The following is a 6,108-nucleotide window of genomic DNA, read 5'->3' as shown; positions in this document are numbered from 1 at the left end:
AAGATCGCAGCCTGCGGCAGCTCCTACACGGGAGGCGATCAGGACAGGAAGCCGCCGTCCACGTTCAGTGAAACGCCGGTGGTGTAGCTGGAGGCATCGCTGGCCAGGTACAACACGGCGCCGGCCATTTCGCTTGGGTCCGCTACACGCTTGAGCGGGATCTGTTGCAGCGCGGTGTTCAGGATGGCTTCGTTTTTCACCAGTGCCGAAGCGAACTTGGTGTCGGTCAGACCCGGCAGCAGGGCGTTGCAGCGGATGCCGAACTGCGCGCATTCCTTGGCGAAGACCTTCGTCATGTTGATCACGGCGGCCTTGGTCACCGAATAGATGCCCTGGAAAATCCCCGGCGAAACGCCGTTGATCGAAGCGACGTTGATGATGCTGCCGCCCCCGTTTTCGCGCATCAGCTTGCCGGCTTCCACCGACATGAAGAAGTAGCCGCGAATGTTCACGTCGACGGTTTTCTGGAAGGCGCTGAGGTCGGTGTCCAGCACGTTGCAGAACTGCGGATTGGTCGCTGCGTTGTTGACGAGGATGTCCAGGCGCCCGAACTGTTCCTTGATGCCGGCGAAGACCTGGCTGATCTGTTCCATTTCCCCGATGTGGCAAGCGATGGCGGTGGCTTTGCCGCCGGCGGCGATGATCGCGTCGGCCACGTGCTGGCAGCCGTCGAGTTTGCGGCTCGACACGATCACATGGGCGCCTTGCTGGGCCAGCAGTTTGGCGATGGCTTCACCGATGCCGCGGCTGGCGCCGGAAACGAAAGCGATCTTGCCGTCGAGGTCGAACAACTGAGTCTTGGACATGGGTTTTCCTTGTTATCGAGTCGGTAGGGGCGCGGTGTCAGGTCAGTGGCTGCGCATTATCGTTTGCGACCTTCGCGAGCAGGCTCGCTCCTACAGGGAGCCGCATTTCAATCAGAGGCTGGATTTCTGGATGACCTGCAGGCTCATCTGCTCCAGCAGTTTGTTCATGTGAATGAACTGCGCGAAGCGTTTGTCCTGGGTCTGGCCATGGTAGAAGCGGTAGTAGATCTGCTGCACGATGCCGGCCAGACGGAACAGACCGTAGGTGTAGTAGAAATCGAAATTGTCGATCTGGATGCCGGAGCGTTGGGCGTAGTAATCGACGAACTCACGGCGGGTGAGCATGCCCGGTGCGTGGCTCGGCTGGCGGCGCATCAGTTGCACCGGCGCCGGGTCACCGGCTTCGATCCAGTAGGCGAGGGTGTTGCCCAGGTCCATCAGCGGGTCGCCGAGGGTGGTTAGCTCCCAGTCGAGCACGCCGATGATCTGCATCGGGTTGTTCGGGTCGAGGATCACGTTGTCGAAGCGATAGTCGTTATGCACGATGCTGGAAGTCGGGTGATCGGCCGGCATCTTGTCGTTGAGCCAGGCTTTGACCACATCCCACTGCGGCGCGTCCGGCGTCAGGGCTTTCTCGTAGCGATCGCTCCAGCCTTTGATCTGCCGCGCCACATAACCTTCCGGTTTGCCAAGGTCGCCAAGGCCATAGGCGTTGTAGTCGACCCGGTGCAGTTCGACGAACTTGTCGATGAAGCTCTTGCACAGGGCTTCGGTTTTCGCTGAATCCAGGCCCAGTTCCGCTGGCAATTCCGAGCGCAGGATGATGCCGTTGACCCGCTCCATCACATAGAACTCGGCACCGATCACCGATTCGTCGGTGCAGTGCACGTAGGCTTTCGGGCAATACGGAAAGCCGTCGCGCAATTGATTGAGGATGCGGAATTCGCGGCCCATGTCATGGGCGGACTTGGCCTTGTGACCGAAGGGCGGCCGACGCAGGACGAACTCCTGTTCGGGATATTCGAGCAAATAGGTGAGGTTGGAGGCGCCGCCCGGGAACTGGCTGATCTGCGGCAGGCCGCTGAGCCCTGGAATGTGCGCCTTGAGGTAAGGATCGATCAGGCTGGCATCGAGTTCTTCGCCGGAGCGGATACGGGTGGACTGGTCAGTAAGCGCCATGCTTATCCCTTCTGCTTATTCTGGAGGCCTGAAACTATTGGCTAATCTAATGCGCACACTCGGCACCCACAACCACGAACGGCCCTTATAGGTGATCGTGTTGCCGGGCAATCATTGCTTTTGATACAGCTGTTTGAATTGTCCTACACAACCGCGATGCTGACGCCCTTCGGCAACTCGATGGGGGTCAGTACAGGTTGGCCGGAAAAGAACGCCACGAGGTTGCGGCCCACCAGTTCAACGGTGCCCTGGGTGGCTTCCGGTGACAATCCGGCGACATGCGGGGTCAGGACCGCGTTGGGCAGGGATTTCAGCGCGTCCGGCACCTGAGGTTCGTCATCGAATACATCCAGTGCAGCACCGGCGATACGCCGTTGCTCAAGCGCGATGATCAAGTCGGCGGTGACCACCACGCTGGCGCGGGCGATGTTGACCAGAAAACCCTTGGGACCGAGTGCATCGAGTACCTGGCGGTTGATCAGGTGCTTGGTGCCGAGGCCACCGGGAGTGGCGATGACCAGGAAGTCCGAGGCGCGCGCCAGTTCGGTGGGGGTCGAGCAGAAATCGTAGGGCACGTCGCTGCGATGCTGGCGATTGTGGTAACACACGCTCATGTCGAAACCTGCGGCGGCGCGCTTGGCGATGGCCATGCCGACGGCACCGAGGCCGAGGATGCCCAGGCGTTTTCCCGCGAGGGACGGGCGCATGATTTTCGGCCACTCGCCACGGCGCACAGCGGCGTCGCAGCGAGGAATGTCCCGCACCAACGACAACAGCAGGGCCATGGCGTGATCGGCGACGGATGAGGCGTTGACCCCGGCGCCATTGGTGACGGTAATGCCACGGTCGGCGGCGGTTTGCAGGTCGACCATTTCGTAGCCGGCGCCGATCACGCAGATGATCTTGAGGTTGGGCAGGGCGGAAATTTCATTGCCATACAGGCCCAACGGGCCACGGGTCAGGACAGCGTCGATCTGGCCGCTGTGGCGGCTGATGGCTTCGGCGCGCTCGGCGGGCGTCGGGGCCAGTATCAGATGGAACCCCTGATGTTCGAGGATAGGCAGGTAATCATTGATGGTTTCAACCAGTACCAGAACGGTCGCGGGCATGCGTGGCTCCTGTGGGCATCGAATATCGGGCTCGAACGTCGCTTGAGATTGCTGGCTCCGCGACGTTTTGGCAATGATCAAAGCCAAGCGTTTCTGGAACCGCGCTACACAGTGTAGGAGCTGGCGAAGCCTGCGATATGTTCTCTCGATACCGAATATTCAGCAGGAAGCAGGGGATTCAGGCTTTTCGTCTGTCAGAAAACGGCGGGTGGCCTCGAGGATTTCATCCGACAGGGCTTCGCCGCGAGTGGCCCGGGCCAGCGTCAGGGCGCCGACCATCATTGAGTACTGCACCAGCGCTTGCTGGCGGTTTTCCTCTGGATCGTCCGAGTCCATCAGTTTGCCGAAGGAGTCGAGCAGCCGGTTGAGCCCCGCCATGAACGGTTCACGCAAGCCGCTATCGGCACTTTCGTGGCACATGTCGCCGGCGAAGGCCACCACCGGGCAGCTCTCACCGGGATTGTCGCGGCTGTGGGTGGACAAGTAAGGATCGATCAATGCCTTGCGTGCATCTGCTTTATCTTCACCTGTGGCAGCCCGTTCCCGCCAGCGCTCACCCACCTGCTTGAACGCCCGCTCGCTGGCCTCCCTGGCCAGCGCTTCCTTGGATTCGAAATGACCATAGAAGCCGCCATGAGTCAGGCCGGCAGCGGCCATCACATCGACAACGCTGATGCCATGCAGGCCGCGCTCTCGGAACAGCCGCGTGGCGGCGTCGACGATGATTTCGCGGTTGAGGTCAGCTTGCTTGCGGGAAACTCGGGGCATTGGCGGCTCACAGGTATCAAAGTTGAAAATCAGAGGGCGTACTGGGCAATGCCATTGCCGAACGACCAATTCTCTTTCTTCACTTCCACCAGATTAATGAAAACATCCTCCGGACGCACTGCCAGTTGCTCATTAAGGCCATCGACGATGGTTTTGTAGAGCAGTTTCTTCTTCTCCAGGGTCCGGCCTTCGCTCAGGGTGATCTGGATGATCACCAGGTTGTCGGTGCGCTGGATGCCCAGGTACTGGGGATCGAAGATGAAATGCTGCTCATCGTGTTCATTGAGAATCTGGAAATTATCGTTTTCCGGTACATCAATGGCGCTGCGCAGGGCGGCGTAGATCAACTGCCCGACGCGTTTGGCGTAGGTGGGGTCTTGCTGTTTCTTGAGATCGACGCGAACCAGTGGCATGTGAAGACTCCAGAAGGATGTGGGTGTATTCAAAATACATGACGGGAAACCTTTATCAAGCATCAATTACGGTTTGGCGATGAAACGCAGGGGTGACATTGCGAATCAACCTGTAGGAGCCGAGCTTGCTCGCGATAGCGAAATCACATTCAACATTGATGTCAGCAAATACATCGCCATCGCGAGCAAGCTCGGCTCCTACAAGGGTTTGTGTCGATCAATCTCATCGAGTTGGCACCACCGTTCCTCACCTAAGTCTTTGCTTCTGTTCACTAATACTCCAGAATCGCGCCCCTGTTTCGGCCAGGGCGCTGCCTGTCGGGTACTCCGACGCGTTCTGGCCGGGTGGCAAGTGACCGGAATGTGGAGATCCCACCGGATGAATGATCAGGCCAATAGCGTTAACGAACGCTATGTAGACGCGACACCAGCGACCCTTTCGAGCTGGAATCGCCAAGACACCACCTGGATGCTGGGCCTGTTTGGCACGGCGATTGGTGCGGGCACCCTGTTTTTGCCGATCAACGCGGGCCTGGGCGGTTTCTGGCCGCTGCTGATCCTGGCCGTGCTGGCATTCCCGATGACCTTCTACGCACACCGCGGCCTGACCCGCTTCGTGTTGTCCGGTCGTGAAGGCGCGGACATCACCGAAGTGGTGGAAGAGCATTTCGGCATCAGGGCCGGCGCGCTGATCACCTTGCTGTACTTCTTTGCGATCTTCCCGATCCTGCTGATCTACAGCGTGGCGTTGACCAACACCGTCGGCAGCTTCCTCGAACATCAACTGCACATCATGCCGCCACCGCGCGCCGTGCTGTCGCTGGTGCTGATTCTCGGCCTGCTGGCCGTGGTGCGTTGCGGTGAGCAACTGATCGTCAAGGCCATGAGCCTGATGGTGTATCCGTTCATTGTCGCGCTGCTGTTCCTGGCGGTGTTCCTGATTCCGCACTGGAACGGCGGCATCCTGACCACCGCCACCACGCTGCCTGAGCCGTCGGCGTTGCTGCATACCCTGTGGCTGGCGATTCCGGTAATGGTGTTCTCGTTCAACCACTCGCCGATCATCTCGGCATTTGCGGTGGACCAGAAGCGTCGTTATGGCGAACACGCCGAACAGCGCAGCTCGCAGATCCTGTCGCGCGCCCACGCCTTGATGGTGGTGATGGTGCTGTTCTTCGTCTTCAGTTGCGTGCTGACCCTGTCGCCGGCGCAACTGGCTGAAGCGAAAGCGCAGAACCTGTCGATCCTGTCGTACCTGGCCAACCACTTCAGCAACCCGACCATCGCCTTCGCGGCGCCGTTGATTGCCTTCGTGGCCATCTCCAAGTCGTTCCTTGGGCACTACATCGGTGCCAGCGAAGGTCTCAAGGGGCTGATCGTCAAGAGCGGCAAGCGTCCGTCGGCCAAAACCCTGGACCGTATCGTGGCGGCGTTCATGCTGGTGGTGTGCTGGATCGTCGCCACGCTGAACCCGAGCATCCTGCGCATGATCGAAGCCTTCGGTGGTCCGGTGATCGCAGCGATCCTGTTCCTGATGCCGATGTACGCGATCCGCAAGGTGCCAGCCATGGCCCGTTATCGTGGTCAGGCGTCGAACGTGTTTGTGGTGGCTGTTGGTTTGGTGGCGATTTCGGCGTTGATCTATTCGCTGAGTGCCTGATGATTTCTTCGGGGCTGTGAATCCGTTATCGCGGGCAAGCCCGCTCCCACAGGGTTTGCGTAGATCCTGTGGGAGCTGGCTTGCCAGCGATGAACGATAACGCGGTCTTCCTGAAGGCATAAAAAAACGCCGCTCATCTCACGATGGGCGGCGTTTTTTATTGCTGTGTAACG

Annotated in this window: 6 protein-coding genes; 1 reads left to right on the top strand and 5 read right to left on the bottom strand. The window is 59.5% G+C overall.

The window, feature by feature from the left end; translation table 11 throughout:
- Positions 1-38: 38 nt before the first annotated feature.
- The 5 genes from ACW9JC_RS14215 to ACW9JC_RS14195 form a co-directional block, all read right to left on the bottom strand.
- The gene (locus ACW9JC_RS14215; protein ID WP_103393686.1) at positions 39-806 is read right to left on the bottom strand and encodes an SDR family oxidoreductase; all 768 of its coding nucleotides are present in this window, start codon (positions 804-806) and stop codon (positions 39-41) included.
- A gap of 111 nt (positions 807-917) precedes the next feature.
- A complete protein-coding gene (locus ACW9JC_RS14210) occupies positions 918-1,985 on the bottom strand; it encodes a phosphotransferase family protein (RefSeq protein ID WP_457455520.1) in 1,068 nt (355 codons plus the stop codon).
- Positions 1,986-2,128: 143 nt separating this feature from the next.
- Positions 2,129-3,094, bottom strand: a complete 966-nt coding sequence (locus ACW9JC_RS14205; protein ID WP_457455518.1) for a 2-hydroxyacid dehydrogenase — start codon at positions 3,092-3,094, stop codon at positions 2,129-2,131.
- 159 nt (positions 3,095-3,253) lie between these two features.
- The gene (locus tag ACW9JC_RS14200; RefSeq protein ID WP_338580442.1) at positions 3,254-3,862 is read right to left on the bottom strand and encodes a TetR/AcrR family transcriptional regulator; all 609 of its coding nucleotides are present in this window, start codon (positions 3,860-3,862) and stop codon (positions 3,254-3,256) included.
- A gap of 29 nt (positions 3,863-3,891) precedes the next feature.
- Positions 3,892-4,275, bottom strand: coding sequence for a tautomerase family protein (locus ACW9JC_RS14195; protein WP_338580443.1), 384 nt, complete (start codon positions 4,273-4,275; stop codon positions 3,892-3,894).
- A 379-nt stretch (positions 4,276-4,654) separates the two neighbouring features.
- Here ACW9JC_RS14195 and ACW9JC_RS14190 point away from each other — a divergent pair, with 379 nt between their 5' ends.
- Positions 4,655-5,935 carry a serine/threonine transporter gene (locus ACW9JC_RS14190; protein ID WP_457455515.1) on the top strand — a complete coding sequence of 427 codons (1,281 nt, stop codon included), beginning with the start codon at positions 4,655-4,657 and terminating at the stop codon, positions 5,933-5,935.
- The last annotated feature ends 173 nt before the right edge of the window (positions 5,936-6,108 follow it).

The sequence above is a fragment of the Pseudomonas sp. SDO5591_S426 genome (assembly GCF_054070755.1).
The sequence above is the reverse complement of the archived record's forward strand: the minus strand, read 5'-3'. Positions and strand labels throughout refer to the sequence as shown.